Here is a 26,170-nt window from a genome sequence, read left to right on the forward strand (position 1 = left end):
GACTTGCCTCACGCCGCCTTCAGCTGCACCCGCTTGATCTCGCCGACGATGAAGAGGTAGGCGATCGCCGCGACCAGCGCGTTGGCGCCGACGAACACCAGCGCGCCGTTGAACGAGCCGGTGGCGGCCAGGATGTAGCCGATGATGATCGGCGTGGTGATCGAGGACAGGTTCCCGAAGGTGTTGAACAAGCCGCCGGAGATGCCGCCGGCTTCCTTCGGCGAGGTATCCGAGACCACGGCCCAGCCGAGCGCGCCGATGCCCTTGCCGAAGAAGGCCAGCGCCATGAAGCCGACCACCAGCGCCTGGCCGTCGACGTAGTTGCAGGCGATGATCGACATCGACAGCAGCATGCCGCCGACGATCGGGATCTTGCGCGCGATGGTCAGTGAGCCGGTGCGGCGCAGCAGGTAGTCCGAGATCACGCCGCCGAGCACGCCGCCGATGAAGCCGCACAGCGCCGGCAACGTCGCGACGAAGCCGGCTTGCAGGATCGAGAGCCCGCGCTCCTTGACCAGATAGACCGGGAACCAGGTCAGGAAGAAATAAGTCAGCGTGTTGATGCAATACTGGCCGATATAGACGCCGAGCATCATGCGGTTGGCGAGCAACTGGCGGATGTGGTCCCAGCTGGGGCCGCTGTCGTGCTTTTTACCGTCCTTCGCCGCGTCCATGTCGACCAGCGCGCCGCCCTCTTTGATGTAGTCGAACTCGGCCTCGTTGATCGCGGGATGCTCCTTCGGCTCGTGGATCGTCTTGATCCAGGCGATGCCCATGACGATGCCGAGCCCGCCCATCACGTAGAACACGTGGCGCCAGCCGTATTCGTGCGCGATCCAGCCCATCAGCGGCGCGAAGATCACGGTCGCGAAATACTGCCCGGAGTTGAAGAAGGCCGATGCGGTGCCGCGCTCATTGCCGGGGAACCAGGCCGCGACGATGCGGGCATTGGCCGGGAACGATGGCGCTTCGGCGAAGCCGACCAGAAAGCGCAGTGCGAACAGCAGGCCCACGGCCGCGCCCGCTGAGAGAAACCCGACCAGGCCCTGCAGCGCGGTGAAGATCGACCAGACGATGATGCTGATCGCATAGACCCACTTCGAGCCGAAGCGGTCGAGCAGCCAGCCGCACGGCACCTGGGCGATCACATAGGACCAGCCAAAGGCCGAGAATACGTAACCCATCGCGACGGGGTCGAGATGCAGTTCCTTGGAGAGCGCGGGGCCGGCGATCGAGAGCGTGGCGCGATCGGCATAGTTCACGGTGGTGACGAGAAACAGCATCGTCACGATCAGAAGCCGGACGCGGGATCGCCGCGCGTCCGCAGCGGACACAATCGCGCTCATTAGCGCCTCCTTGAAAAAATTTCCTCGGGGGCAGTCCTAGAGAGATGACGGCAATGGGTCCAAGCCGAAACGGGTATTGATCCATACCGATTTTGAATGGATCGGCCCGGTGCGATGCCACCGCCACCTGCGCCGCCGTCATCCCGGCGCAACGGCTTTGCGGTTGTCGCTGCAGGTGCGAGCTTTGCGATGCGGTCGCATCGCAAGGCGAAGCCTCGAAGGATCGCCACGGGCGTTCGCTGCCCATCCTTCGAGGCTCGCTCCGCTCGCACCTCAGGATGACGCCTTGCCAAGATCAGTCAATTAATGTACTGACAGTACAGTTATTGAGGGCGCAGCGTCGCGCCTGCATACTTGAGGTCGAATGCGCATGACCACGCCACGCGACTATGAGGTGTTCGAGGCCGGTGACGTGACCCTGCAGGGCGGCGCCGTGTTTCCGCAGCTGAGGCTGGCCTACAAGACCTACGGCACGCTCAACGCGGCCGAGGACAACGTCATCCTCTATCCGACGTCGTTCGCCGCCCAGCATTGCGACATCGAATGGCTGGTGCAGCCGGGCGGGGCGCTCGATCCCGAGCGTTACTTCATCGTCATCGCGAATCTGTTCGGCAATGGCCTGTCGTCCTCGCCCTCGAATTCGGGCGAGGTGCTCGGCGGCGCGCCGTTTCCAGCCTTCACCTATCATGATGCGGTCGCCGTCCAGCGGCGGCTGCTGGTCGAGCGGTTTGGCGTGACGAAGCTCGCGCTGGTGTACGGCTGGTCGATGGGCGGCATGCAGGCCTATCATTGGGCCGCGCGCTATCCCGACATGGTGGAGCGCGCAGCCGTGGTCTGCGGCAGCGCGCGGTGTTCGCCGTATAACCATATGTTCCTCGAGGGGGTGAAGGCCGCGCTGACCTCCGATCCGGCCTATCGGGACGGCCGCTTCGTCAGCAAGCCTGCGGCGGGCCTGCGCGCGATGGGGCGCGTCTATGCCGGCTGGGCGATGTCGCATGAATTCTATCGCGAGGAGGTCTGGCGCGAGGCCGGCTTCAACTCATTGGAGGACTACCTCGCGGGATCGTGGGACGGCGCCTTCGCGCGGCGCGATGCCAATGATCTGCTGGCGCAGATCGCGATCTGGCAAGCCGGTGACATCAGCCGCTGCGATGAATTCGGTGGCGACTTCGACCGGGCGCTGGCGGCGATCAAGGCGCACATTCTGCTGATGCCAGGGCGTACCGATCGCTATTTCGATCCACGCGACAACGAGGACGAGCTCGGCCGCCTGGTCAACGCGCGCTCCGCGGCGCTGCATGCGATTCCGTCGATCCACGGCCACCGCGCCGGCAATCCGGTCAACAACGCCGTAGACCGCGCCTTCATCAACGCCGAGATCTCGGCGTTGCTGCAACGCTGACATGTGAGACCGACCATGAGCACCGCAGAGACTAGTGATGCCGGACCTCGCCTGAAGCCGCTCAGCCCGCTGATCCTCCGCGACCTGTCGACCAAGTCGAACCTTGCCGGCGCGGTGCGCGCGGCGAGCCATTACGGTATGATCGTTGTGGTCGGTGCGCTGATCTCGTTGGCCTCGTCGCGCTACGGTTTGCCGTGGGCGGTGCCGCTAATTGCCATCCAGGGTTACTTCGTCGCGTTCCTGTTCATGGTGGTGCATGAGACCGCGCACAAGACGGCGTTCCGCAGTCACGCGCTCAATCTGGCGGTCGGCAATCTGTCCGCCTTCATGATCGGATTGCCCTACCAATATTACTGCCTGTTCCACTGGGACCATCATCGCTACACCCAGGATCCGGAGAAGGACCCGGAGCTGATCGTCGGTCCCAAGCCCGCGTCGGACACCCAGCTCGCGATCGCCTATTCCGGCCTGCTGCAGGTATTGGTGCGCATCCGCCTGATGTTGCGGCACGCGCTCACCGGCAAGGTGACCGTGCCGTGGATTCCGGAGCACAAGCGGGCGGCGATCGTGCGGGAAGCGAGACTCTATCTCGCGGGCTATCTGCTGTTGCTGGTGGCATCACTCGCGCTGCACAGCGCGATCCTGCTCTGGGTGTGGATCGTGCCGCTGCTGGCCGGTCAGTTCGTCCTGCGTCCCTATCTCTATGCCGAGCACACCGGGTGCGAGCGGACGCGGAGTGCGTTCGAGAACACGCGCACCACGATGACAGGCCGGATCATGAAATGGTTCGCGTGGAACATGCCTTACCATGTCGAGCACCATGCCTATCCGACGGTGCCATTCCATGCGCTGCCGAAACTGAACGCCATCGTCGATGGCCATATCGTGTATCGCGGCCGCAACTACCGCGCCGTGACGCGCGAGACCTGGGCCTGGTTCCGCCGTCAGCGGCAGCGCTCTGCTTGATATTCACGTGTCGGCGCGCGGCCGCAGCACCAGATTGACGAGATTGCGGGCATAGGCCGGGGTCAACGGCTTGATGCCGAAGACGTAGCGATAGAACAGGCTGCCATAGATCGCGTCATAGATATCGCCGGGCACACCCGGCGCGCCGATGCTGCCGTCCTTCTGGCCGGCGGTGATGATCTCCAGCATCCTGCTGCGACGCAGACCGAGATAGCGCTCGTAGAACAGCTCCGCTGCGCCGGTCTTGGAGATGCATTCCGAGATCACCGCGAGCTGCACCCGCCCGAACTCGCCCTGCAGCGCCTCGACATAGGTCGCGACATGGCGGCGGATGCGAGCGACCGGATTGCCGGTTTCGGGCAACGGCACGGCGCGCGAGGCCTGGTCGAGGAAGGCATCGATCAGCAACGCCTCGCGCGACGGCCACCATTTGTAGATCGTCATCTTCGAGACGTTGGAGTGTTTGGCGATCGCATCGATGGTGGTGGCGGCAAGGCCAGTGGTCGCCATCAGCGAATAGGCGCTTTGCAGGATCGCGGCCGTGGTCGCGGCGGAGCGCGGCCGGCCGCGCCGCCCCGTTGTCGCATCCTCCGTCTCCGCCTTGCTGCTCGCCATGGCCAGGCTCGGTTTCCTGCGCCTTTGAATCATTGCACTGCATGCGGACATAGCATGAAATCGCGCGCTGTTTCAGATCATCGCCGCCGCTGGTAGTGTACAACGCGCAAGCCAAGGCTTAGCCCCGCCGCTGATCGAACAGGAGTGTCCCGTGAAGGCCGTCTACAGTGATCTGCACCGCAGCCATGATCCGCAATTCTTCCTGGTCCGCGGTGTGGTCCAGCGCACCACCGAGCAGCCCGAGCGCGCCGACCGTCTGCTGGCGGGCCTGAGGGCCGGCAAGCACACGCTGATCGAGCCGACAAAGTTCGGGCAGGGGCCGCGGGCGCGGGTGCACAGCCCGGAATATCTGAGCTTTCTTGCGGATGCCTGGGACGAATGGTCCGCGCTCGGCAATGCCGGGCCGGAGATGATCGCCAACATGCATCCGGTGCGCAATGCCGGCACGTATCCCACGCATATCGTTGGCAAGCTCGGCTGGCACACGGTCGACACCGCCTGCCCGATCGGCCCGGGTACCTGGGCCGGCGCCTGCGCCTCCAGCGACGTCGCGGTCACCGCCGCGCAGATGGTGCTGGACGGCGAGGACGCCGTCTACGCGCTGTGCCGTCCGCCCGGCCACCACGCCTATCGCGATCTCGCCGGCGGCTTCTGCTTCCTCAACAACAGCGCCATCGCGGCCGAGCATCTGCGCCAGAAGCACGAGCGCGTCGCGATCCTCGATGTCGACGTGCATCACGGCAACGGCACGCAGGGCATCTTCTGCGAACGGCCGGATGTCTTCACGGTCTCGATCCACGCCGATCCGTCGTTCTTCTATCCTTACGTCTGGGGCTATGCGCATGAGCGCGGTGCCGGAGGTGGTCTCGGCACCAATCTCAACATTCCGCTGGCCAAGGGCACCGGCGACGACGGCTACATGAAGGCGCTGGCGGCGGCGGAGCGGGCGATCCGCTCCTTCGCACCGACCGCGCTGGTGGTAGCGCTCGGCCTCGACGCCTCCGAGAAGGACCCGCTGGCGGGCCTCGCGGTCACCACCGACGGCTTCCGCCGCATCGGCGAGGGGCTGGCGCGGTTCGGTCTGCCGACGGTGCTGGTGCAGGAGGGCGGCTATCTCTCCGATATCCTCGGGGCCAATCTGACGGCCGTGCTGGGCGGGTTCGAGGCCGCGCGCTAGACGCGGTCTTGAGAAACGGTCTTGCAACGGGGCGTGGCGGATTTTCCGGATTGCAACCAAACCAAGAGCGTGCGGTTAATGTTGGGCGCTTACCTGTGGTCTTGCGCCGAGGGTGTTTGCCGATCAGGGCAGCCGACAACACGAGGACGGGCATGAGCGACTTGCTGCGTATCGCTATTGTCGGCTTCGGCGAGATCGCGTGCCGGCAGCATGTGCCGGCGATCGCGAAGATTTCGGGCGCGGCCCTGGTTGCGGTCGCCGATCCGGTCAAATCGCCACCGGGTCTGCCGCATTTCCGCGACCTGCATGAACTGCTGCGCGACGGGCCGGAGATCGATGCGGTCGCGCTGTGCACGCCGCCCCAGATCCGTCACGCGCAGGCCGCGGCCGCCCTCGCTGCGGGCAAGCACGTGCTGCTGGAAAAGCCGCCGGGCGCGACCGTTGCCGAACTCTCGCCGTTGATCGCCGCAGCGCATCAAGCAGGCCGGACATTGTTTGCGACCTGGCATTCGCGTTATGCGCCCGCGGTCGGGCCTGCGCGCAAGCTGCTCGCCGGCCGCACCATCAACAAGGTGACCATCATCTGGAAGGAGGACGTGCGCGTCTGGCATCCGGGCCAGGCCTGGATCTTCGAAGCCGGAGGTTTCGGCGTGTTCGATCCCGGCATCAACGCGCTCTCGATCCTGACCGAGATCCTGCCGCGCCCGCTTCTTGTCAGGAGTGCGACGCTGGATTTTCCCTCCAATCGGGAAGCGCCGATTGCCGCGGAACTCGAGCTCTCCGACGACAGCGGCTTGCCGATCCGTGCCGAATTCGATTTCCGCCAGACCGGTCCGCAGACCTGGGACATTCTTTGCGAGACCGATGCCGGGCTTGTGACGCTGTCAAAGGGCGGCAGACAGCTGCGCGACGGCAGCATGCTCGTCGTCGATGCCGCCGACGAGGAATATCCCGCGCTGTATCGCCGCTTCGTCGCACTGACGTCGGACGGCAAATCCGACGTCGATCTGGTGCCCTTGCAGCTCGTCGCCGACAGCTTCATGCTGGGGCGGCGGCGCCTCGTCGAGGCGTTCGAGGACTGACAATGACTTCGGCCGGAATTAGTTGCGCGCCCTTCGGCATGTTGCCCGATGGTACCGTGGTCGAGCGCGTGACGCTGCGCGGCGAGCACGGCTTTGAGGCCGCCATCCTTCCCTTCGGCGCCACGCTGCAGGCGCTAGTAACGCCGGATCGCGACGGACAGTGCGACGACATCGTGCTCGGTCACGACGCGTTCGACGGCTATCTCGCGCAGCGCAAATTCTTTGGCGCGACCGTTGGGCGTTACGCCAACCGGATCGCCGGCGCGCGCTTCATGCTCGATGGCGAAACGGTGCAGCTCGACGCCAACAACGGTCCCAACGCGCTGCATGGCGGGCTGCAGGGCTTTGATCGCAAGCTGTGGAAGATCGTCGAGCTCAGCGACGATCCGGAGCCGACGCTGGTGCTGGAGCGCGACAGCCCGCATGGCGAGGAGGGCTATCCGGGCAATCTGGCGACGCGGGTGACCTATCGCGTGCGTGCGCCGATGGAGCTTTCGGTGACCTATCAGGCGACCACCGACCGGCCGACCTGCCTCAACCTCACCAATCACAGCTTCTTCAATCTCGACGGCGCGCGCGCCGGCACGCAGATCCTCGATCATTACCTTACGATCGCGTCCGACCATTTCCTCGCGGTCGACGCCACGGCAATCCCGCTACAGGGGCCGCCGCGGCCGGTCGACGGCACGCCGTTCGACTTCCGCAAGCCCACGGCGATCGGCGCGCGGATCAGGATGAATGACGAGCAGCTGCAACTCGGGCGCGGCTATGACCACAATTTCTGTCTGGCCGAGGGGACCGGACCCCGTTTCGCCGCGCGCCTCGAGGCGCCGCACAGCGGCCGCGTGATGGAGCTGTTCACCGATCAACCGGGACTGCAGTTCTATTCCGGCAATTTTCTCGACGGCTCGACCGCCGGCAAGGGCAACCGGCTGTACCGCCAATCCGATGCGCTGTGTCTCGAGCCGCATGCCTGGCCCGATGCGCCGAACCGGCCCGACTTTCCGTCGGCGCGGCTCGATCCCGGGCAGACCTACCGGCGCACCGCCATCTATCGATTCTCGACCGTGTGAGTGATGCCATGACCGATCGTGCCGCCGGGCCGCCGATGGAAGAGGTGCCGACATCGATATTGTCGGCCGAGCGCTGTCATCTCGGCGAAGGCCCGACCTACGATGCGTCAACCGACACCGCGTGGTGGTTCGACATCCGCGAGCGTCGCCTGTTCGAGCATCGCTTTGCCAGTGGGCGGACCGTGATCCACAACCTGCCGAACATGGCGAGCGCGTTGGCGCGGATCGACGGCGAGCGGCAGCTTGTCCTCACCGACGACGGGCTCTATGTGCGGCAGATCGCCAATGGCCAGATGGAGCTGTTCGCTGCGCTCGAGGCCGACAACCCGGCGACGCGCTCCAACGACGCGCGCGTGCATCCGTCCGGAACATTCTGGCTCGGCACCATGGGGCGCCAGGCCGAGCAGGGAGCGGGCGCGATCTACACCTTGCACCGCGGTCGCATCACGCAGCTTTATCCAGACATCACGATCCCGAACGCGATCTGTTTTTCGCCGCACGGTGACATCGGCTATTTCGCCGATACCGCGCGCAATGCGCTGTACCGGGTGCCGCTCGATGCCGAGACCGGACTGCCGGTGGGGCAACCCGCCGTCCTGATCCAGCATCACGGCACGGGCGGGCTCGACGGCGCGATCGTCGATGCCGACGGGCTGATCTGGAACGCGCGCTGGGGCGGCGGCTGCGTCGACATCTATGATCCACTGGGCAAGCGTCTACGCTCGCTACGCGTGCCGGCAAGCCAATCGAGTTGCCCGGCCTTTGTCGGCCGTGACTTCTCACGCGTACTGGTGACCTCGGCCTGGCAGGACATGGATGACGCGCAGCGCGCCGCCGATCCCGGGCATGGCAAGACCTTCCTGCTCGACGCGGCCGCGCGCGGCCGAGCCGAGCCCGACGTCAAACTGTCCTGACCGCGCGCTTGCCGGCCGCCTCGTTGACGCGACCTGATTATTTGGACGATAGTACAAATATGGTCCGCAAACCTGCCAAGTCTGGCGTTAAGGCAGACGTCAAGGCCGCAAGCTCACGCAAGCCCAACATGCGCGAGGCGATCCTCGCCGCCGCCGAGGAGTTGTTCTCGACCTACGGCTTCAACGCCGTCTCGGTGCGCGACATCGCGCAGGCGGCAGGCGCCAATCCCGGCAGCGTGACCTATCACTTCAAAACCAAGGACGGCCTGCTGCTGGAAATCTACCGGCGGCATTGTGGTCCGATGAACCGGCGGCGCTCCGAGCTTTTGGCGGCGGCGCGACGCGTGCGCGATTTGCAGGACCGGCTGGAGGCAATCGTGCGCGCCTATGTGCTGCCGGCCTTCACCTCGGGCAGCGACCTCGCCGGCGGCGGGACGCGGTTCACGCGGCTGCGCGCGATCATGTCGGCCGAAGGGAACGAGGTCGTGCGCAAGATCATCGCGCAGACCTTTGACGACACCAGCCACGCCTTCATCGATGCGATCCATGAAAGCCTGCCGCATATTCCGCGCACTGATCTGGTCTGGCGCGGCCACTTCCTGCTCGGCGCGCTCTACTACACGCTGGTGACCCCGGAACGCGTCTCGCGCCTGTCGCGCGGCAACGCCGACGGCACCGACGCCGGCCACGCCATCGAGGAATTGGTCCGCGCGACGGTGGCCGCGCTGCAGGCTCCTCCACTCGATCCTGCGACGCCTGCCCCGCGCAAGGCACCGGGTGCAATTCCCGGACGAGCGCTGACCTGATCCCGCGGAGGCGATCGCCATGGAGAAACTTCGGCTCCGCACCGTGCTCGGCAATCACCCGCACATCCAGGCCGTGAAGGATGGTGAGCTGGGCTCGGAGCTGTTCGACCTCGACTTCATCGAGTTCACGCCGACCAACGCCGCGTTCAAGCCGATGGTGCGCGAGCAGGCGTTCGACGTCTGCGAGATGGCCATCGTGACCTATCTGATGGCACGCGCGCACGGCAAGCCGCTGGTGCTGTTGCCGGCAGCGATGGTCGGCCGCTTCCAGCACGGTCACGCGCTCTATCGCGCCGATCGCGGCGCGCTCGCGCCTGCCGACCTCGAGGGCAAGCGGGTCGGCATCCGCTCGTTCACGACCACGACGGGAGCATGGATGCGCGGCATCCTGGCCAACGACTACGGCGTCAACCTTGACAGCATCGACTGGGTGACCTTCGAGGACCCGCATATCGCCGAATATGTCGACCGCACCGAACGCGCGCCAAAGGGCAGCACCATCATCCAGATGCTGAAGGACGGCGAGCTCGACGCCGTGCTAGGCGAGACCTCGAGCGATCCCGCGCTCAAGCCGCTGTTCGCCGATCCGGCCGGCGAGGCGGCGCGGTGGTATGCGCGGCATGGTGTCGTGCCGGTCAATCATCTGGTGGTGGTGACAGAGCGGCTCGCGACATCGCGGCCGGATGTGGTGCGCAGCCTCTACGAGCTCCTCAAGCGCGGCAAGGCCAGGGCTGGTCCGTCCGGCGTGCCGGACCTGGTGCCGTTCGGCGTCGAGGCGAACCGCAGGCCGCTCGAACTGATGATCGACTATTGCGTCCAGCAGGCATTGATCCCGCGTCGCGTCGCGGTCGACGCGCTGTTTGACGACACAACACGGGACTGGAGGCGATGGTGATCGAGAGCTTTACCACCGCACGCGCCTATGGCGTCGAGGATGCGGTGCTCGCCTCGCTCAAGGAGACCTTCCCTGCCATCGATTGGGAGAAGCAGGGCGCCTATTTCTTCCAACGGGTGATCGAGCATGGCCGACGGCGCGCCGAGGAGGTGCGCGAGGTGGCGGAGACCGTGCGCGAGGCCGGGCTTGCGCCATGGTCTGCGTCTGCTACCGCCGAGCGGCAGGGTTGGATCGCCGATCTTGCCGATGAGGGCGTGTTCGGGCGTAAGGGAACGCCGGACTTCGCCCGCAGCGCAGACTGGCGGACCGAGGCCGATAGAATTCTCGCGCGCATCAAGTCCTGAAACCTGCTGCGGAGAATCCGTCGCGTTCCCTGCGGACGCGCGATGCGCTATTGCTCCTTGAACAGTTTTGGTCTGGAGGCACTTCCATGAAGAATTCCGACAAGGTCGTCGCCATCACGGGGGCGGCGCGCGGCATCGGCAAGGCCTGCGCGGCGCGTTTCCTGTCCGATGGCGCCAGGGTCGTCATCTCGGATGTCGACGCTGCTGGGCTCGTCCACACCGCCAACGAACTCGGACATGAGGATCGGTTGCGGGCCGTCGAAGCCGACGTCAGCAAGCGCGCCGATGTCGATCGCATCGTCGCTACGGCGGTCAAGGAGTTCGGCCGGCTCGACGTCATGGTCAACAATGCGGGCGTGGCGCGCAACCGCGACTTCCTCGAGATCAGCGAAGCCGAATTCGACGACGTCATGGGGATCAACCTCAAGGGCGCGTTCTTCGGCGTCCAGGCCGCAGCGCGGCAGATGATCGCGCAGGGCGGTGGCGGCGTCGTCGTCAACATGTCCTCGGTCAATGCGCTGCTTGCGATCCCCTCGCTTGCGACCTATGCGATGTCCAAGGGCGCCATGAAGCAGCTGACCTCGGTGGCCGCGGTGGCACTGGCGCCGCACGGCATTCGGGTCGTGGCGGTCGGACCCGGCACGATCCTGACCGAGATGGTGGCGACGGCGATCTTCTCGTCCGAGGATGCCCGGCGCAGCGTGCTGTCGCGCACCCCAGCTGGCCGTTGCGGCGAACCGAGCGAGGTCGCTTCCGTCGTGGCCTTCCTCGCCAGCGAAGATGCCTCCTACATCACTGGCCAGACCATTTACCCCGACGGCGGGCGGTTGATCCTCAACTACACGGTGCCGGTCAACGAGAAGAAGTAGAGGGCAGGTTCAATCGCGAGCACAGCGAAACTCCTCGGCCTGCCGTTGCAAGGGCGCATTGCCAAAATATCGAAAACAACCCCATGCAAAGTAGCCCGCGGCCGGCGTTCGACACGGCAACTTGACATGTCGGGCAAATCGGCGGTATTATTCCGTTATTCAGAAATCACGCAAGTGGCGTCCTCATCCTCACCTGTCATCGCCCGGTTTAACCGGGCGACCCAGTACGCCGCGGCCCATCGGCTCAAGCACGACCGCCTCTGGAATACTGGATCACCCGCATGCGCGGGTGATGACACCGGATGGCTAGCGGCCCTTGAACTGCGGCTTGCGCTTCTCCATGAAGGCGCTGCGGCCCTCGCGGAAATCCGCGCTGTCCATGCAGTCGATGCCGATCTGCTTGATCGCGGCCATGTCGCGATCGGCGGGGTCCTTCAGCACCTGCGCGATGGTGATCTTGGCGGCCTTGATCGCCAGCGGCGCGTTGCCGGAGATGGTGCGCGCGATCTCCATGGTCGCGTCCCAGAGCTCGGCATCCGGCAGCACGCGATCGACGAGGCCGATCCGCAGCGCTTCGGTGGCGTCGATCCGCATGCCGGTATACATGATCAGCCGCGCCCACGACGGGCCGACCAGCGACACCAGATGGCGTAAGCCCTCATAGCCATAGGCGATGCCGAGCTTGGCGGCGGGAATGCCGAACTGGCCGCTGGCGCCGGAGATGCGGATATCGGTCAGCATCGCGACCTGCATGCCGCCGCCGAGGCAGAAGCCGCGGATGCAGGCAATGGTCGGCTTCGGATAGTCGGCGAGCAAAGCGCGCTGGGCCGCGCTGCGCCGTGAATATTCCTCGGAGGCCTCGGCGTTGTGCCTGGTCTTCTCGAACTGGCTGATATCGGCGCCCGACACGAAGGCCTTGTCGCCCGCACCGACCAGGATCACGACGCGGACATCAGGATCGTCGCGCAACGCGATCAGCGCCTCGCCGAGCCCTTCCCACATCTCCAGCGACATCGCGTTGCGCTTGTCGGGATTGTTGAAGGTGATGACGCCGACGCCATCGACCACGCTTTGCAGGATCTTGCCGTCGGCAAGCGGTTTATCTGACATGTTTGGTATCCGAGGGTCCGGTCTGATTTCGGCCAAAGCTAGCACCGGCTTGCAAGCCGAGGCAGGCTGTTTAGAGCACGGCGCGATTGCATCGGCATGCATTAACTCTCCCGGTAGTTGTGTTGTTCGCTAAATAAAACTGCCATGCGAGAGTTACGAGCAGAGCGAACTGGCGCGCCTGATCTCGCGCAAATCCAAGGAATCGCAGGTGGTGTCTACCGACGCGGGCCCGGTCGCCTAGCCGGCCGCGCGTCCGATCCGCGCATTACGTCAGCTCTTCCGGATCGTCGGCTGCGCGCAGGCGCGCGATGTTGTCTTCGGTCGCATTCGCACCGGCCGCCGCGATCGCAATCTCCCGCCCTAGGTTGGTGCATTCGGCCCACAGCAGGAAGAACACCAGCGGCGGCCGTTCGCGCGCCTCCAGCATCTGCCGGCAGCGCTCCGCGGCACCGTCGAGCGCCCACCACTGCCGGGCGACGACCATGACCTTGCGGAAGCTTCGCAGCGTGCCGGAGAATTTCTGCGGGTCGGCTCCCACGATGGCGCCGCAATGGTTCAACCAGTTCAGCCCGGCGTAGATCGCAATCCCGTAATCCTCGATCGCCGTGCCCGTGAAATCGACGACGGTGTTGTCATGCGCGCGCTGGCGCAGGAAGGCGTCGATCATCTCCGCCTGGCGGGACGGGTCGGCCAGCAGCGAGGTGTCCTGCCGTGGCACCATCGGAACATAGCGCATCGCTTCCAGCCGGGTGTGCTCCCAGATCGCTCTGGTATCGCCGAGCAGGTCGCCGGACCTGCGCTTGCAGGCCGGATAGACCAGCACGCCGTTGTCGGCCAGATCGAGATAGCGCGGCACGACCTTGTCGAGTGCGGCGAGAAACGCTAATGGATCGGTAAGGCCGCGCAAGTCGCCGGCGGCGTCCTCCGCGGGTGCAGGCTTGTTGACGCGTGTCCAGCCGAAATTGGCCATCCCTGGGCGCCCCGATCTCAACCTGTCCGTCAGGTTAAATGGAAAATGCGCCAAATCAACTGCGGCATTTGCCGCAACGCGCCCGCTGCTGCCGGTTGACGCGGGAAACCGCCGCGCCTAGCTCATGGTTAATCGGTGCGCAACGCGGTTGCCGCCGCCGCTTTCGGAACGTATCGCCCATGACTGCATCCGACCGCCGATCGCATTGGCAGACCGTCTATCTGACCAAGGGCGAGCAGCAGGTGAGCTGGTCGCAGGCCGATCCGCAGCCGTCGCTGCGCCTGATCGAATCCGTCGCGCCCGGGCGCGACGCATCGATCATCGATGTCGGCGGCGGTGCCTCGCGGCTTGTCGATGCGCTGCTGACGAGCGGCTTTCACGATGTCACGGTGCTCGATCTCTCAGAAGCTGCGCTGGCGAGCGCGCGGCAGCGGCTCGGCACGGCGGGCGAAGCGGTACGTTGGGTCGCCGATGATGCGACGGTCTGGCAGCCCCAGCGGGCCTTCGACATCTGGCACGATCGTGCGGCGTTTCATTTCCTCGTCGAGGAAAACGATCGCGCGGCCTATCTCAACCAGCTGCATCGCGGCGTCCGGGCAGGCGGCCACGCCGTGATCGGCACCTTCGCGCCTGATGGTCCGGAGAAGTGCAGCGGCCTGCCGGTGCAGCGCTATGATCCGGCAACGCTCAGCCGGACCATCGGTCCGGCCTTCGAGCTGATCGCCGAGGAGCGGCATCGGCACGTCACGCCCTGGGGAGCTGCGCAGTCGTTCCAGTTCAGTGTGCTGCGGCGGAAGTGACCGGCCGAAGAGGCGCGACTTGCCAAATCTGTGCAATATGTCGGTGAAGGTAGAGGCAGCCGAATTCGATGTCGCTGCCGGCCAGAAGGAGAGCGGAGATGACGGATGCGCCGCGCCCGATCGGCGAGATCGCGAGCTATCACGCCCATGTTTATTACGACCCCGCGACCAGCCGGATCGAGGCGGAACGGCTGCGCAACTGGATCGGTGAGCGCTTCCTGGTCACGCTCGGGCGCTGGCACGACGTCAAGGTCGGTCCGCACGATCAGGCGATGTATCAGGTGGCGTTTGCGGCCGAGCTGTTTCCGACCCTGGTGCCGTGGCTGATGTTGAACCATGGCGGCCTGAGCATCCTGGTCCATCCCAACACGACCAATCCGCGCCGCGATCATCGCGACGATCCGCTCTGGATCGGCACGCCGCTTGCCGTCCATGCCGACAAGCTGCCCGAAGAGTCCGAAATGGAGCAGGCGCCGGCGCCGAACACGTCGCCGACATTGCGGCCCTGAGCACCCGGTTGCCGGGATGCATAAAGTTTGACGCAATTGTATTAAACAGCAAGGTCGATCGCGCGATGGTCGAGATGATCACCAAGACCGCGAAGATCATGCAGAAGCAGGTGGTCGCGGAATTCGTCGAGAGCCTCGCGATCCTGGACGAATTGCGCCAGATCGGGGTCGACTACGCCCAAGGCTACGCCATCGGGAAGCCGGTCCCGGTCTTCACCCTCTGGGAAGAAAAGATCGCCTGGGGCGCCGAAATTGTCCCGAATTGGGACTTTTTGGGCCATTTCGGCCCGCCGAGCGCTGATTCTCAGTCACTTTCCATCCGAAAAACGTTTAAAAAACCTCTCGTTGCCCGCTCTGTCTCGATTATGCCTTACTCTAATTCCCTGATATGATGAGTGATCGGTGAATCCCACGTGGGCCGGGCAACAGGCCCCAGAGCACCGTACTTGGGGATGATGGGTCAACGTACGACGAAAGCTGCCGGGCGTAGGTCGAGCCGCGGCATATCCCTGATGGGCAGCACGGCGTTTGCCGTGAGCGCGCTTGCGCTGTCGGCTGGCCTTGCCGCTTGGGCGGTCGGCATCGATCCCACCGCGTGGCTGCACGGACCGGCGCTCGCCAACAGCAGCGCCGCGCTGAGCTTCGAAGACCGGTTCGGCTCGCGCTCCACGCTCAATTCGGCCTCGCTTTATTATCCACTGCGCCGCGGGTTCCGTTCGAGCCGCGGCGATTTCAACACCGAGTTCGATCAGATCGAGGATGCGCTGGCCGGCCAGTTGCGTGACACGCAGACCGAACAACCCAGCCAGCCGGCGACGGCGTCCGTCGCCGCTACGATGTCTACGACGACGTCCACGGTGCCGATGCCGCGGTCACGGCCGGCCGAAGCCAATCTGCTAGCGCGGAACGATCAGCCGCCGCAGGCGCCGGTGCCGCAGGGCGACAACCGCACGTTCCTGCAGAAGATCGCCGACATGATGCCGGGCAAGCTGCAGCTTGCCTCGATCGATCCGAACGACGGATTGTTGTCCGGTCCGAGCCCCGATCTCGGCGCGCTCGGCTACGACAGCACCACGGCGGTCTACGACATCACCGGCCGCATCGTGTACATGCCCGACGGCACCAAATTCGAGGCGCATTCAGGCCTCGGCAATCTGCTCGACGATCCGGCCCACGTGAACGCCCGCAATGCAGGCGCGACGCCGCCCGGCATCTACGAGATGAAGCCGCGCGAGAAGCTGTTCCACGGTGTGCCTGCGCTGCGCATGACCCCGGTCGATGGCAGCGACCCGTTCGGACGGGTCGGCCTGCTCGTCCACAGCTACATGCTCGGGCCGAACGGCGATTCCAACGGCTGCATCTCCGTGAAGCACTACGACAGGTTCCTGCAGGCCTACCGCAACGGTACGGTCAAGCGCATCGCCGTCATCGTCAGCATCAAGGACGTTAAGTCGGCATCGACGCGCGCGCCGTCGAACTCGTAGGCCGAGTATGGCGTCGCCAGCGTCGCTGGCGACCGATTTTGCCTTATCATGCTTGCTCGGCGAAGGCGGTTAGCCGATCTCTTTCCTGACCGTCGCGGCAGCGTCGCACATCGCCTTCAATTTTCCGAACGCGATGTGGCGTGGCATGTATTTCATGCCGCAGTCCGGTGCCACCACCAGCCGCTCCGCCGGCACATGCTTCAGGCCGTTGCGAATCCGATCGGCGACTGCGGCGGCGGATTCGATCTCGGGGTTGCCGAGGTCGAGCACGCCGAGCATGATCTTCTTCGATGCGAGGTCCCTGAGCACGCCGAGGTCGAGCTTCGGCTGGGCCGCCTCGATCGAGATCGTGTTGGCGATGGTGTCGTCGAGCTCGGCAAGGAAGGAATAGCCGGCCGGCTTGGTCGAGCCCGGCACCACCGCGGCATATCCGAAGCAGAGATGCACCACGGTCGGGATCGTGATGCCCTCGAGCGCTCGATTGATCGCCTTCACCGCATAGCGCTTGGCGAGATCCGGATTGTTGCGCACCCAAGGCTCGTCGAGCTGTATGACGTCGGCGCCGGCCTTCTCGAGGTCGCGTGCCTCGGCATTGACGGCCGCGGCGAAGGCCATCGCGAGCTCCTCGTCGTCCTTGTAGAACTCGTTCCTGGCCTGCTGGCTCATCGTGAACGGGCCGGGCAGGGTGATCTTGGCGGCACGGTCGGTGTTGTTGCGCAGGAACTGCATGTCATGCAGCTCGACCGGTCCCCTGCGCTTCACCGGGCCGACCACGCGCGGCACCGGCGTCTGCGTGTTGCCGGTGCGTGCGGTGATCATCGCGGGGTTGTCGGCATCGATGCCGTCGAGGGCGGTAGCGAACCGGTTGGAGTAGCTCTCGCGGCGGATCTCGCCATCGGTCACGATGTCGATGCCGGCGCGCTCCATGTCCCTGATCGCCACGATGGTCGCGTCGTCCTGCGCTTCCTCGAGATGCTCGGCCGGCAGACGCCACATTGCGTGCATGCGGGTGCGCGGCACCGACTTCGACAGCATGGCGCGATCGACCAGCCATTCCGGCTGCGGGTAGCTGCCGACGACGGTGGTGGGCAGCAGATGCCTGGGCAGGTTCATGATGTCCTCCTTCTTCTTGTTGCGTGGCCGGCTCAAGCCGCCCGCGTTGCAGTTGCCGCAACTTCGTTCTTCACCGGGTTGCGCAGCACGCCGATGCCGGAAATCTCGACCTCGACGACGTCGCCCTCCTTCATCCACAGCGGCGGCGTGCGATAGGCGCCGACGCCGCCGGTGGTGCCGGTGACGATGACGTCGCCGGGCACGAGCTCGGTGAAGGTCGAGCAATAGGCGATCAGGGTCGCGACGTCGAACACCAGGTCCGAGATCGGCGCGGCCTGCACCTCGACGCCGTTGAGCCGGGTTGCGATGTGCTGCTTGCTGATGTCGGAAAGTTCGTCGGTCGTCACCATCCACGGCCCGAAGCCACCTGTGCCGACGAAATTCTTGCCGGGCGCGAATTGCGAGGTGTGGCGCTGCCAGTCGCGGATGCTGCCGTCATTGTAGCAGGCATAGCCGGCGACATGGCCGAGCGCGGCCTCGCGCTTGATGCGCCGGCCGGCCTTGCCGATGATAACCGCCATCTCGCCCTCATAGTCGAAGCGCTCGGACTCCAGCGGCCGGATCATCGGCTGTCCGGCGCCGACCTGGCTGTTGGCGAAGCGGGTGAAGATCATCGGATGTGGCGGCGTCGGATGGCCGCTCTCGGCGAGATGCGTCGCATAGTTGACGCCGATGCAGAAGATCTTGTCGGGATCGGGCACCGTCGGCAGCAGCTCGATGTCCTTCAGCGCGTGATCGGCGCGCTCGCTTTGCAGCTTCCTCAGTTCATCGAGCGAGCCGCTCGTCAGCAGCGCCTTCAGCGTCGGGTACGCCGTCAGCCGCTTGCCGGCGTCGATCACCCCTGCATCGGTGACGATGCCGTAGCTTGCGGTACCCGCCGCCTTGAAACTTGCGATCTTCATGGTCTCTCACTCTCTTCGATGGAGGAAACATAGTCCTGGATAGGAAGTACGATGTCGCCGTTGCGGATAGGGACGCATTGCGGCGGAAAGTCCTGACGGAAGCGGGCGCCACTGGTCTCGGCGCGATCGAGGAAGCGGTCGAGATGCGCCATCGCGCCGGTCGGCAAATCGTGCAGCACCAGCAGCGTCCAAGGCTGCGCGCGGCATTGTTCGAGTGCACGCTCAGTCCAGCCGTCGGGATCGTCCCAGTCGCGCGGGATCGCGTTCCAGAGCACGCAGCTGTAGTTGTTGTGGACGAGATAATCGACCACGGAGGGTTTTAGCAGCCGATCGTCGAGATTGCCGCCGCCGCCAAACGGCCGGAACCAGCGGTTCGGGTGAGAGAGCTCGCCGATCGCGGCCTGGGTGCGGCCGATCTCGCGCTGGGCCGTGTCCGCGCCGGGCTGCTGGCCGAGCGGAACGCTGTGCGTATAGGTGTGATTGCCGATCCAGTGGCCTTCGTCGCGCGCGCGGGCGGCGAGGCAGCGGCGCGCGGGGTCGCCGAGTTTCTCGCCGATCACGAAGAATGTGGTCTTGATGTCGCGCTCGCCCAGGATATCGAGCACGCGTGGCGTCACGTCGGGCTCCGGTCCATTGTCGAACGTCAAGGTCAGGTCGAACACGTCGCGATCCCCTTACGTCGCCGGCTGCATCGCGCCGGAGCCGACTTCGTCGGCGGCGCTCTGGCCGGCGCGCGTGCCGGTCTGCCAGATCGCGGCCTTGCGCTCGACCCAGCGGATCGCGGTGTTGAAGGCGATCGCCATGAACAGCACCAGCAGCACGCCGGCGAACACGTGCGGGCTGTCGAGAATGGTGCGGTAGCGCGAGATCAAATAGCCGATCCCGGCCGAGGAGATCAGCATCTCCGAAACCACCACGCCGACGATGACGAGCGCGCCGCCGACCCGCAGGCCCGACAGCACGGTCGGTATCGCCGCGGGGATGATGACGCGGACCAGGCGCTGGCCCAGCGTCGCGCCCATGCTGCGGGCAGCGAGCAGCAGTTGCGGGTCGATGGTCTGAATTCCGGCCGCGGTCGCCAGCATGGTCGGCAGGAAGCCGTAGATCGAAGCGAAGGCGATCTTGGACTCCGAGCCGATGCCGAGCCACACCGTGAACACCGGATAGAGGATCACGAGCGGGACCGCATAGAGGCTCGAGACCATCGGCATGATCAGAAGCCGCGGCCGCGGCAGGCTGCCGACGATGGCGCCGAGCAGGATGCCGCCGCCGCAGGCGAACGCCATCGAGACCGCGACCTCGTAGAGCGTCACCGCAAGTGCATGGCCATATTCGGCGGCTTCGTTCCAGCCGGCGAGCAGCGTGGAGGACAGCGACGGCAGGAACAGTTCGGGGATCAACCCGGTGCGCGGCAACAGCTCCCACAGCGCAATCAGCGCTATGACGATCAGATGGCGAAGTGTTCTCGCGCTCATTGCTGTCTCACGCCGATTTGCGGATGTGGCGCCAGATGCGGTCGCGCAGCGCGCCGAAGGCGTCGCCGCTCAGCATCTCGTAGGTTCGCGGCCGCGGCAAATTGACCTGCAGCTGATCGACGATGCGGCCGGGCCGCGGCGACATCACGATCACCTCATCGGCGAGATAGACCGCCTCGGTCAGGCTGTGAGTCACGAACACGACGGTCTTGCCGGTCGCGGCCCAGATCCGCAGCAGCTCGTCGCCCATCGTCATGCGGGTCTGCTCGTCGAGCGCGGCGAACGGCTCGTCCATCAACAGCACCGGAGGGTCCTGCACCAGGCCGCGCGCGATCGAGACGCGCTGCTTCATGCCGCCGGAAAGCTCGTGCGGGTGACGCTTGCCGAAGCCTTCGAGGCCGACCAGCTTGAGCGCGTCCTGCGCCTTGGCCCGGCGCTCCGCCTTGGCGACGCCGCGCAGCGCCAGCGGAAACTCGACATTGTCTTCGGCGCTCAGCCACGGAAACAGGCTCGCTTCCTGGAACACGACGCCGACACGGTTCGGGTCGGGCTGCGGGATCGGCGCGCCGTTGATGGTGATGGTGCCTGAGGTCTGCGCGCGCAGCCCGGCCATCATCATCAAGAGCGTGGACTTGCCGCAGCCGCTCGGGCCGACCAGCACGACGAAGCGCCCCGGCTTGATGTCGAGCGAGACGTCCTCCAGCGCGACGACGTCCTGCGACCTGGTCCGGAACACCTGGCCGACATTCCTCACCTCGATCGCGCCGGCGCGCGGCGGCGGCTTCAATGGTGTCACGTTCGCCAATGGCTGCATCGTGTTTCCACCCATCTGATCAGTTCATTGAAGGTCATGGCGATCGCGGCGACCATCACGACGCCGGCGAGCAGCTGCTTCATCTGGAAATTCTCGCCCCAGGTCGCGATCTGGTGGCCGATGCCGTCGCGCGAGGCGTACATCTCGGCGAGGATCACGCCGGTGAGGTTGAAGATCATCGAAATCCGCAGCGCTTCCAGCAGCACCGGCAGCATGCTCGGCAGATAGACGCGGAATGCGGTCTGGATGCGCGTCGCGCCATAGGAGCGGGCCACCGTCAAATGCTCGACCTTGACCGATTCCACCGCCGTCGTGGTCGACATGATCACGATGAAGATCGTCGAGAAGAATCCGAACCCGACCTTCTGCGCAAAGCCGACGCCGAACACCAGGATGAACATCGGCAGGAAGATCGATTTCGGAATGCTGAAGGCGAAGAACAGCAGCGGCTTCGCCACATCGGCAAAATAGCGGTTCTCCGCGATCAGGAAACCGATCAACGCACCCATCGGCACCGCGAGCGCAAAGGCGGTCAACACTTCGGTCGCGGTCACCAGGAGATCGGTCCGCACGCTCGACCGCTGCAGGAGGTCGCCGAGCGTCATCAGCGTGTCCGATGCCGACGGCAGCAGGCGCGGATTGACGATGCCGGTCCGCGACAGCATCTCCCACAGCGCGAAGATCGCGATCACGATCGCAACCCGCGCCAGCTTGATGGTGAGGGTGCCCTGCATGTTATGGCTTGGTCGGCACCGGCTTGAACTTGGTCGAGATCACATCCTCGACTGGAACGATGTCCTTCAGTCCGCCGAGCTTGGCGAGATCGAGTGACAGCTGCACCGCCGCCGGCACATTGGCCGCGCCCATGTTGCCGTCGGTCTCGAGCTTCATGATGGTGTTGTCGTATTCCATCGCGGCGATCTCGGCCGGCATCTCGTAGAGGTCGGCGATCAGCTTCACGGTGACGTCGCGGTTGGCGCGCATGAATTGCACGGCGCCATAGAGCGCATTGACGGCCTTCTGGACCACCTCCGGCTTGGCCTCGGCGAACTTGTCGAGCACGATCCAGCCCGCGGTGAGGTTCGGCGGTGCCGCGGTCGCATAGTCGAGGATGGTCTTGGCTTCGCCCGACTTGGCGACCTGGAAGCTCAGCGGCGAATAGACGACGGCGGCATCGACATTGCCGGCGAGCAGGTTCGGCACCAGACCGCCGCCGCCGACCGGCACGCGGGTGAAATCGATCTTCTTGTCCTGGATGGTCCAGAGCGCGAGCAGGTCGGAGCCGGAGCCTGCTGCGGTGATCCCGACCTTCTTGCCGTTGAGATCCTTGACCTCGAGCGTCGACTTGGCCGGCACCATCAGTTGCCAGCCGAAATTGCCCATCGCGGCATTGGCGACGATCCGCGACATCACGCCCTTCTTGCGGCCGGCTGATACCAGCGACGGCGGATCGAGGATGATGTCAGCTGCGCCAGCAGCCATGCCCTCGAAGGTCTCGGCGCCGCTGCGGTAGACGGTCAGCTCGGCCTTGATGCCTTCCTTCTCGAACAGTTTTTGCCGGACCGCGGTCTCGGCGATGGTCGTCGGCCAATAGGTCTTGGTGGGCAGGCCGACGCGGATCGTATCGGCAGCATAGGCGGGGCCAGCCAGCAGAGTGGTGGCGATCAGGGTTGCCAGCGCGCGGCGGCGCGTGATGCTCATGGTTCTGTTTCTCCCGGATTATCGATTGTTGTTATTTTCGGCGCGTCGCGCTCCGCAGAATCAGGTGGTGCCGTTGACCTCCGCAATGCGCGGAGCAGCGAGCTCGACGAATTCCCTGGTGATGCCAAAATGCTTTGACAATGCGCTAACGGCCGCATCCGCATCGCGTGCCAAGACAGCCTCCACAATCGCGGCGTGCTCGGCTTCGACGTCGCGCGTCCTGCCGACCTCGCGGCGGATCGAAAGCCGCCGATAGCGCTCGCTCTGCTCATGCAGCACATCGCGGAAGCCGAGCAGCCATTGCGAGCCGCAGGCATTGACCAGCGCGCGATGGAAGATGCGGTGGCGAGCCACCCATTCTTCGTAGTGCACGGTCGGATCGTCAGGATAGCGATGGGGAACGGCCTTCAGCGCCTCCCAAGCGGCCAAGACCGAGTGCAGCCAGGCCTGGTCGCCGCGCTCGATCGAGCGCCGCAACGCCAGTCCCTCGATGTCGATCCGGGTCTGCGTGACGTCGGCGAGATCGGCGAGCGAGACCGGGCAGACGCGAAAGCCGCGCTGGTCGGAGGCCTGCACCAGGCCGTCGGCCACCAATCGCGACAACGCCTCGCGGACAGCGGCGAGGCTGACCGAGAACTGCTTGGCGAGGCCGGCGATGTGCAGCTTCTGGCCGGGAAGCAGCCGGGTCGACAGGATGTCGGCCCGCAGCCGCTCCTGAACCGCCGATGTCAGGCTTCGCGGCCCGTCGCCGGCCAAGCCCTCGCGAAAACTCAACCCGATGTTCATGGCCGGCAGACTGGCCGACGGCCTTTTTGCCGTCAATCGAAAATCGATTTTATGTGCCGGATTGGTCTAATAGTGCAGTTATGTATACTGAGATAATGGATTTCGGTGAAGATTTCACAAAACTTGCCGGACAATCGGAGATAATGTATACAGATAGAATTCAGATTAGGGAGGATAGCGTGCAAAAGCCCTTTCCAATGAACGCGTGGTACGCGGCCGGCTGGGATGCCGAGATCAAGCACGCGTTGTTGCCGCGGACGATCTGCGGCAAGCATGTCGTGATGTACCGGAAGGGCGACGGCGAGGTCGTGGCGCTTGAGGATGCCTGCTGGCATCGCCTGGTGCCGCTCTCCAAGGGCCGGCTCGATGGCGATACCGTGGTCTGCGGCTATCACGGCCTGAAATACAATGCGCAGGGCCGCTGCACCTTCATGCCCTCGCAGGAGACCATCAATCCGTCGGCTTGCGTGCGCGCCTATCCCGTCGTCGAGCGCCACCGCTTCATCTGGCTCTGGATGGGCGATCCCGCGCTGGCCGATCCCGCGCTGGTGCCCGACATGCACTGGAACCACGATCCGGCCTGGGCCGGCGACGGCAAGACCATTCACGTCAAATGCGACTATCGCCTGGTCGTCGACAATCTCATGGACCTGACGCACGAGACCTTCGTGCATGGTTCGAGCATCGGCAATGAGGCAGTCGCCGAAGCGCCGTTCGACGTCACCCATGGCGAGAAGACCGTCACCGTGACGCGCTGGATGCAGGGCATCGAGCCGCCGCCGTTCTGGGCCAAGCAGCTCGAGAGGCCGGGCCCGGTCGATCGCTGGCAGATCATCCGCTTCGAGGCGCCGTGCACCGTCAATATCGACGTCGGCGTTGCTCCGGCCGGATCGGGCGCGCCGGAGGGCGATCGCTCGCAGGGCGTCAACGGCTATGTGCTCAACACCATCACGCCGGAGACCGAGAAGACCTGTCATTATTTCTGGGCCTTCGTCCGCAATCACCGCATCACCGAGCAGCGCCTGACCTCGGAAATCCGCGATGGCGTCGCCGGCATCTTCCACGAGGACGAGATCATCCTGGAGGCGCAGCAGCGCGCGATGGACGAGAATCTGGACCGCGTGTTCTACAATCTCAACATCGATGCCGGCGCGATGTGGGCGCGGCGGGTCATCGACCGCATGGTGGCGAAGGAAAATCCGCCGCAGCAGCTGCAGGCGGCGGAGTAGGCCAAGCCATGGCGGAACGCGAAGCCGATCGCTCAGTGTCGCAGACCGTGCGGGCGCAGCTTGCGCTGCGCGACCTGGTTCTCTCCGGCCGGCTGCGACCGGGCGAGCGCATCTCGGAACTGCAGGCGGTCGAGATCACCGGGGTGTCGCGCACGCCGGTGCGGATGGCGCTGGTCCGGCTGGAGGAGGAAGGCCTGCTGGAGGCGATCCCGTCCGGCGGCTTCATGGTCAAGGCATTCTCCGAGCGCGACATTCTCGATTCGATCGAGCTGCGCGGCACGCTCGAGGGGCTGGCTGCACGCTTTGCCGCCGAGCGCGGCGTCTCGTCGCGCGATCTCGAGCCGCTGAAGCAATGCCTCAGCGAGATCGACGGCCTGGTGCGGCAGGATCCGATCTCGATGGAAGCCTTTTCGTCCTATGTCGCGCTCAACGCGCGCTTCCACGCGCTGCTCACCGAGCTGTCGCGCAGTCCGCCGCTGATCCGGCAGATCGACCGCGCCTCGGCGCTGCCGTTCGCCTCGCCGAGCGGCTTCGTGATGGCGCAATCGGTGTTGCCCGAGGCGCGCCAGATCCTGCTGATTGCGCAGGACCATCATCGCGTGGTGGTCGACGCCATCGAGAACCGCGAGGGCGCGCGCGCCGAGGCGATCATGCGCGAGCATGCCCGGCTTGCGGCACGCAATCTGCGGCTGGCGCTGCGCAACCGCACCCATCTCGATCTGCTGCCGGCGCTGGCGCTGATCAATTCGGCGGCCGGCTGAGCGGAGCGTACCATGCGATTCATCGAAACCTGGACCTCCGCCACGCTGCTCGCGACGCACGACCTCACGCCCGGCATCCGCGAATTCCTGCTGCGCCCCGACGGCTTTGCTGCCGCGCCTTACCCCGTCGGCAGCCATATCAATGTCGGCATCACCATCGAAGGCCAGCCGCAAACACGGTCCTATTCGCTGGTCGGCGAAGTCGATCCGCAAGGCTATCGGATCGCGGTGCGGCGGGCGCCGGATTCCCGCGGCGGCTCGCATTATATGTGGTCGCTCGCGCCGGGGGCGCGGCTCATCATCACGCTGCCGGCCTCGCTGGTTCAGCTCGACTGGACGCGGCGGCAGTTCTGCCTGATCGCGGGTGGCATCGGCATCACGCCGATCGTCGGCGCGGCACAGGCGCTGGCCCGCCACGACGCCGGCGTGACGCTGCACTATGCCGTACGCACGCGCAGCGATGCGGCGTACCTCGACCTGCTCGAACAGCTGCTCGGTGACCGCCTTGTCGTTCATGCCGGCGACGAGGGCAGCCGGCTCGACCTCGACAGTGTGTTCGCGGCGTTGCCGCCGGAGACGATGGCGTTGTTCTGCGGCCCGATGCGGATGCTGGATGCGGCGCGGCGCGCCTGGGAGGCGTCCGGTCGCCCGCTGTCTGATTTGCGCTACGAGACCTTCGGATCGAGCGGGCTGCTGCCGACCGAGGCGTTCCGCGTCCGGCTCAGGGGCCAAGGGACCGAACTGGGGACCGAATTCGTGGTCCCGCGCGACCGCTCGCTGCTGGACGTGCTCAACGAGGCCGGCCATGAGGTGATGAGCGACTGCCGGCGCGGCGAATGCGGCGTCTGCGCGATCGATGTCGTCGATGTCGACGGCGAAATCGACCATCGCGACGTCTTCTTCAGCGACCACCAGAAGCAGGAGAGCCGCAAGATCTGCGCCTGTGTCTCGCGTGCCCGCGGCACCATCACGGTCGACACCCTGCATCGGGCCGACGCGCTCTAAAGGCTCGACCGGTCACGGCATC

The 26,170-nt window shown here is 65.3% G+C and carries 28 protein-coding genes and 1 pseudogene; 17 read left to right on the forward strand and 12 right to left on the reverse strand.

The genetic code is table 11. The features are described from left to right. Positions 1 to 8 precede the first annotated feature (8 nt). Positions 9 to 1,346 (reverse strand): MFS transporter, encoded by a 1,338-nt coding sequence (locus tag WDM24_RS09465; RefSeq protein ID WP_338830985.1) that lies wholly within the window; start codon positions 1,344 to 1,346, stop codon positions 9 to 11. Positions 1,347 to 1,716: 370 nt separating this feature from the next. Here WDM24_RS09465 and WDM24_RS09470 point away from each other — a divergent pair, with 370 nt between their 5' ends. Both WDM24_RS09470 and WDM24_RS09475 read left to right on the forward strand, forming a co-directional pair. Beyond that, on the forward strand, positions 1,717 to 2,748 hold the full coding sequence (locus WDM24_RS09470) for an alpha/beta fold hydrolase (RefSeq protein ID WP_338830986.1): 1,032 nt from the start codon (positions 1,717 to 1,719) through the stop codon (positions 2,746 to 2,748). A 15-nt stretch (positions 2,749 to 2,763) separates the two neighbouring features. Next, the gene (locus WDM24_RS09475; RefSeq protein WP_338830987.1) at positions 2,764 to 3,714 is read left to right on the forward strand and encodes a fatty acid desaturase; all 951 of its coding nucleotides are present in this window, start codon (positions 2,764 to 2,766) and stop codon (positions 3,712 to 3,714) included. Between the two features lie 3 nt (positions 3,715 to 3,717). Here the strand turns inward: WDM24_RS09475 and WDM24_RS09480 are convergent, their stop codons facing one another. Next, positions 3,718 to 4,329 (reverse strand): TetR/AcrR family transcriptional regulator, encoded by a 612-nt coding sequence (locus WDM24_RS09480; RefSeq protein ID WP_338830988.1) that lies wholly within the window; start codon positions 4,327 to 4,329, stop codon positions 3,718 to 3,720. 151 nt (positions 4,330 to 4,480) lie between these two features. On the opposite strand from WDM24_RS09480, the gene WDM24_RS09485 reads away from it, so the two are divergent. From WDM24_RS09485 to WDM24_RS09520, 8 genes and pseudogenes are all read left to right on the forward strand, one after another. Further along, entirely contained in the window at positions 4,481 to 5,506 is a 1,026-nt protein-coding gene (locus WDM24_RS09485; RefSeq protein WP_338830989.1) for a histone deacetylase family protein, read from the forward strand. 152 nt (positions 5,507 to 5,658) lie between these two features. After that, positions 5,659 to 6,588: a Gfo/Idh/MocA family oxidoreductase gene (locus tag WDM24_RS09490; protein ID WP_338830990.1), complete on the forward strand. Its 930-nt coding sequence runs from the start codon at positions 5,659 to 5,661 to the stop codon at positions 6,586 to 6,588. A gap of 2 nt (positions 6,589 to 6,590) precedes the next feature. After that, positions 6,591 to 7,661, forward strand: a complete 1,071-nt coding sequence (locus tag WDM24_RS09495; protein WP_338830992.1) for an aldose epimerase family protein — start codon at positions 6,591 to 6,593, stop codon at positions 7,659 to 7,661. Positions 7,662 to 7,696: 35 nt separating this feature from the next. Beyond that, positions 7,697 to 8,575 (forward strand): SMP-30/gluconolactonase/LRE family protein, encoded by an 879-nt coding sequence (locus WDM24_RS09500; protein WP_338832357.1) that lies wholly within the window; start codon positions 7,697 to 7,699, stop codon positions 8,573 to 8,575. 59 nt (positions 8,576 to 8,634) lie between these two features. Next, positions 8,635 to 9,381: a TetR/AcrR family transcriptional regulator gene (locus tag WDM24_RS09505; RefSeq protein ID WP_338830993.1), complete on the forward strand. Its 747-nt coding sequence runs from the start codon at positions 8,635 to 8,637 to the stop codon at positions 9,379 to 9,381. Positions 9,382 to 9,400: 19 nt separating this feature from the next. Further along, positions 9,401 to 10,276 carry an ABC transporter substrate-binding protein gene (locus WDM24_RS09510; protein WP_338830995.1) on the forward strand — a complete coding sequence of 292 codons (876 nt, stop codon included), beginning with the start codon at positions 9,401 to 9,403 and terminating at the stop codon, positions 10,274 to 10,276. Next, a pseudogene (locus WDM24_RS09515) lies at positions 10,258 to 10,620 on the forward strand (DUF1932 domain-containing protein); the annotation flags it as partial. The gene WDM24_RS09510 and the pseudogene WDM24_RS09515, both read left to right, overlap by 19 nt. An 86-nt stretch (positions 10,621 to 10,706) precedes the next feature. Continuing rightward, positions 10,707 to 11,489: an SDR family NAD(P)-dependent oxidoreductase gene (locus WDM24_RS09520; protein ID WP_166303475.1), complete on the forward strand. Its 783-nt coding sequence runs from the start codon at positions 10,707 to 10,709 to the stop codon at positions 11,487 to 11,489. 306 nt (positions 11,490 to 11,795) lie between these two features. Here the strand turns inward: WDM24_RS09520 and WDM24_RS09525 are convergent, their stop codons facing one another. Continuing rightward, positions 11,796 to 12,599, reverse strand: coding sequence for an enoyl-CoA hydratase (locus WDM24_RS09525; RefSeq protein WP_338830997.1), 804 nt, complete (start codon positions 12,597 to 12,599; stop codon positions 11,796 to 11,798). A 265-nt stretch (positions 12,600 to 12,864) separates the two neighbouring features. Continuing rightward, complete coding sequence (locus tag WDM24_RS09530) at positions 12,865 to 13,569, reverse strand: hypothetical protein (protein ID WP_338830999.1); 705 nt, start codon at positions 13,567 to 13,569, stop codon at positions 12,865 to 12,867. A gap of 179 nt (positions 13,570 to 13,748) precedes the next feature. Here WDM24_RS09530 and WDM24_RS09535 point away from each other — a divergent pair, with 179 nt between their 5' ends. From WDM24_RS09535 to WDM24_RS09550, 4 genes are all read left to right on the forward strand, one after another. Next, positions 13,749 to 14,369: a class I SAM-dependent methyltransferase gene (locus WDM24_RS09535; RefSeq protein WP_338831000.1), complete on the forward strand. Its 621-nt coding sequence runs from the start codon at positions 13,749 to 13,751 to the stop codon at positions 14,367 to 14,369. Between the two features lie 98 nt (positions 14,370 to 14,467). Continuing rightward, positions 14,468 to 14,878 carry a DOPA 4,5-dioxygenase family protein gene (locus tag WDM24_RS09540; RefSeq protein ID WP_338831001.1) on the forward strand — a complete coding sequence of 137 codons (411 nt, stop codon included), beginning with the start codon at positions 14,468 to 14,470 and terminating at the stop codon, positions 14,876 to 14,878. A 65-nt stretch (positions 14,879 to 14,943) separates the two neighbouring features. Continuing rightward, positions 14,944 to 15,270 (forward strand): EAL domain-containing protein, encoded by a 327-nt coding sequence (locus tag WDM24_RS09545; RefSeq protein WP_338831002.1) that lies wholly within the window; start codon positions 14,944 to 14,946, stop codon positions 15,268 to 15,270. Between the two features lie 120 nt (positions 15,271 to 15,390). Then, positions 15,391 to 16,362: a DUF2778 domain-containing protein gene (locus WDM24_RS09550; protein ID WP_224741388.1), complete on the forward strand. Its 972-nt coding sequence runs from the start codon at positions 15,391 to 15,393 to the stop codon at positions 16,360 to 16,362. 69 nt (positions 16,363 to 16,431) lie between these two features. On the opposite strand, the gene WDM24_RS09555 is transcribed toward WDM24_RS09550, so the two are convergent. From WDM24_RS09555 to WDM24_RS09590, 8 genes are read right to left on the reverse strand one after another with little or no spacing between them, the layout of a single operon-like run. Beyond that, positions 16,432 to 17,475 carry a cobalamin-independent methionine synthase II family protein gene (locus WDM24_RS09555; protein ID WP_338831003.1) on the reverse strand — a complete coding sequence of 348 codons (1,044 nt, stop codon included), beginning with the start codon at positions 17,473 to 17,475 and terminating at the stop codon, positions 16,432 to 16,434. Between the two features lie 32 nt (positions 17,476 to 17,507). Continuing rightward, the gene (locus WDM24_RS09560; protein ID WP_338831004.1) at positions 17,508 to 18,377 is read right to left on the reverse strand and encodes a fumarylacetoacetate hydrolase family protein; all 870 of its coding nucleotides are present in this window, start codon (positions 18,375 to 18,377) and stop codon (positions 17,508 to 17,510) included. Beyond that, the gene (locus WDM24_RS09565) at positions 18,374 to 19,039 is read right to left on the reverse strand and encodes a polysaccharide deacetylase family protein (protein WP_338697094.1); all 666 of its coding nucleotides are present in this window, start codon (positions 19,037 to 19,039) and stop codon (positions 18,374 to 18,376) included. Before WDM24_RS09565 ends, WDM24_RS09560 begins: the two co-directional genes overlap by 4 nt. A 12-nt stretch (positions 19,040 to 19,051) precedes the next feature. After that, positions 19,052 to 19,852, reverse strand: coding sequence for an ABC transporter permease (locus WDM24_RS09570; RefSeq protein ID WP_166298785.1), 801 nt, complete (start codon positions 19,850 to 19,852; stop codon positions 19,052 to 19,054). Positions 19,853 to 19,859: 7 nt separating this feature from the next. Beyond that, positions 19,860 to 20,666, reverse strand: a complete 807-nt coding sequence (locus WDM24_RS09575; RefSeq protein WP_224741389.1) for an ABC transporter ATP-binding protein — start codon at positions 20,664 to 20,666, stop codon at positions 19,860 to 19,862. Continuing rightward, on the reverse strand, positions 20,645 to 21,400 hold the full coding sequence (locus tag WDM24_RS09580; RefSeq protein ID WP_338831005.1) for an ABC transporter permease: 756 nt from the start codon (positions 21,398 to 21,400) through the stop codon (positions 20,645 to 20,647). Before WDM24_RS09580 ends, WDM24_RS09575 begins: the two co-directional genes overlap by 22 nt. Position 21,401: 1 nt before the next feature. After that, positions 21,402 to 22,367 carry an ABC transporter substrate-binding protein gene (locus WDM24_RS09585; RefSeq protein WP_338831006.1) on the reverse strand — a complete coding sequence of 322 codons (966 nt, stop codon included), beginning with the start codon at positions 22,365 to 22,367 and terminating at the stop codon, positions 21,402 to 21,404. Positions 22,368 to 22,427: 60 nt separating this feature from the next. Next, positions 22,428 to 23,189, reverse strand: coding sequence for a GntR family transcriptional regulator (locus WDM24_RS09590; protein ID WP_338831007.1), 762 nt, complete (start codon positions 23,187 to 23,189; stop codon positions 22,428 to 22,430). A gap of 143 nt (positions 23,190 to 23,332) precedes the next feature. On the opposite strand from WDM24_RS09590, the gene WDM24_RS09595 reads away from it, so the two are divergent. The 3 genes from WDM24_RS09595 to WDM24_RS09605 are packed head-to-tail and all read left to right on the forward strand — an operon-like array spanning position 23,333 to position 26,148. Next, entirely contained in the window at positions 23,333 to 24,382 is a 1,050-nt protein-coding gene (locus tag WDM24_RS09595; protein ID WP_338831008.1) for an aromatic ring-hydroxylating dioxygenase subunit alpha, read from the forward strand. 8 nt (positions 24,383 to 24,390) lie between these two features. Continuing rightward, positions 24,391 to 25,143 (forward strand): GntR family transcriptional regulator, encoded by a 753-nt coding sequence (locus WDM24_RS09600; protein ID WP_338831009.1) that lies wholly within the window; start codon positions 24,391 to 24,393, stop codon positions 25,141 to 25,143. 12 nt (positions 25,144 to 25,155) lie between these two features. Then, entirely contained in the window at positions 25,156 to 26,148 is a 993-nt protein-coding gene (locus WDM24_RS09605; RefSeq protein ID WP_338831010.1) for a PDR/VanB family oxidoreductase, read from the forward strand. The last annotated feature ends 22 nt before the right edge of the window (positions 26,149 to 26,170 follow it).

Origin of the sequence: Bradyrhizobium sp. 27S5 (assembly GCF_037217225.1) — a bacterium.
GTDB lineage: Bacteria > Pseudomonadota > Alphaproteobacteria > Rhizobiales > Xanthobacteraceae > Bradyrhizobium > Bradyrhizobium septentrionale.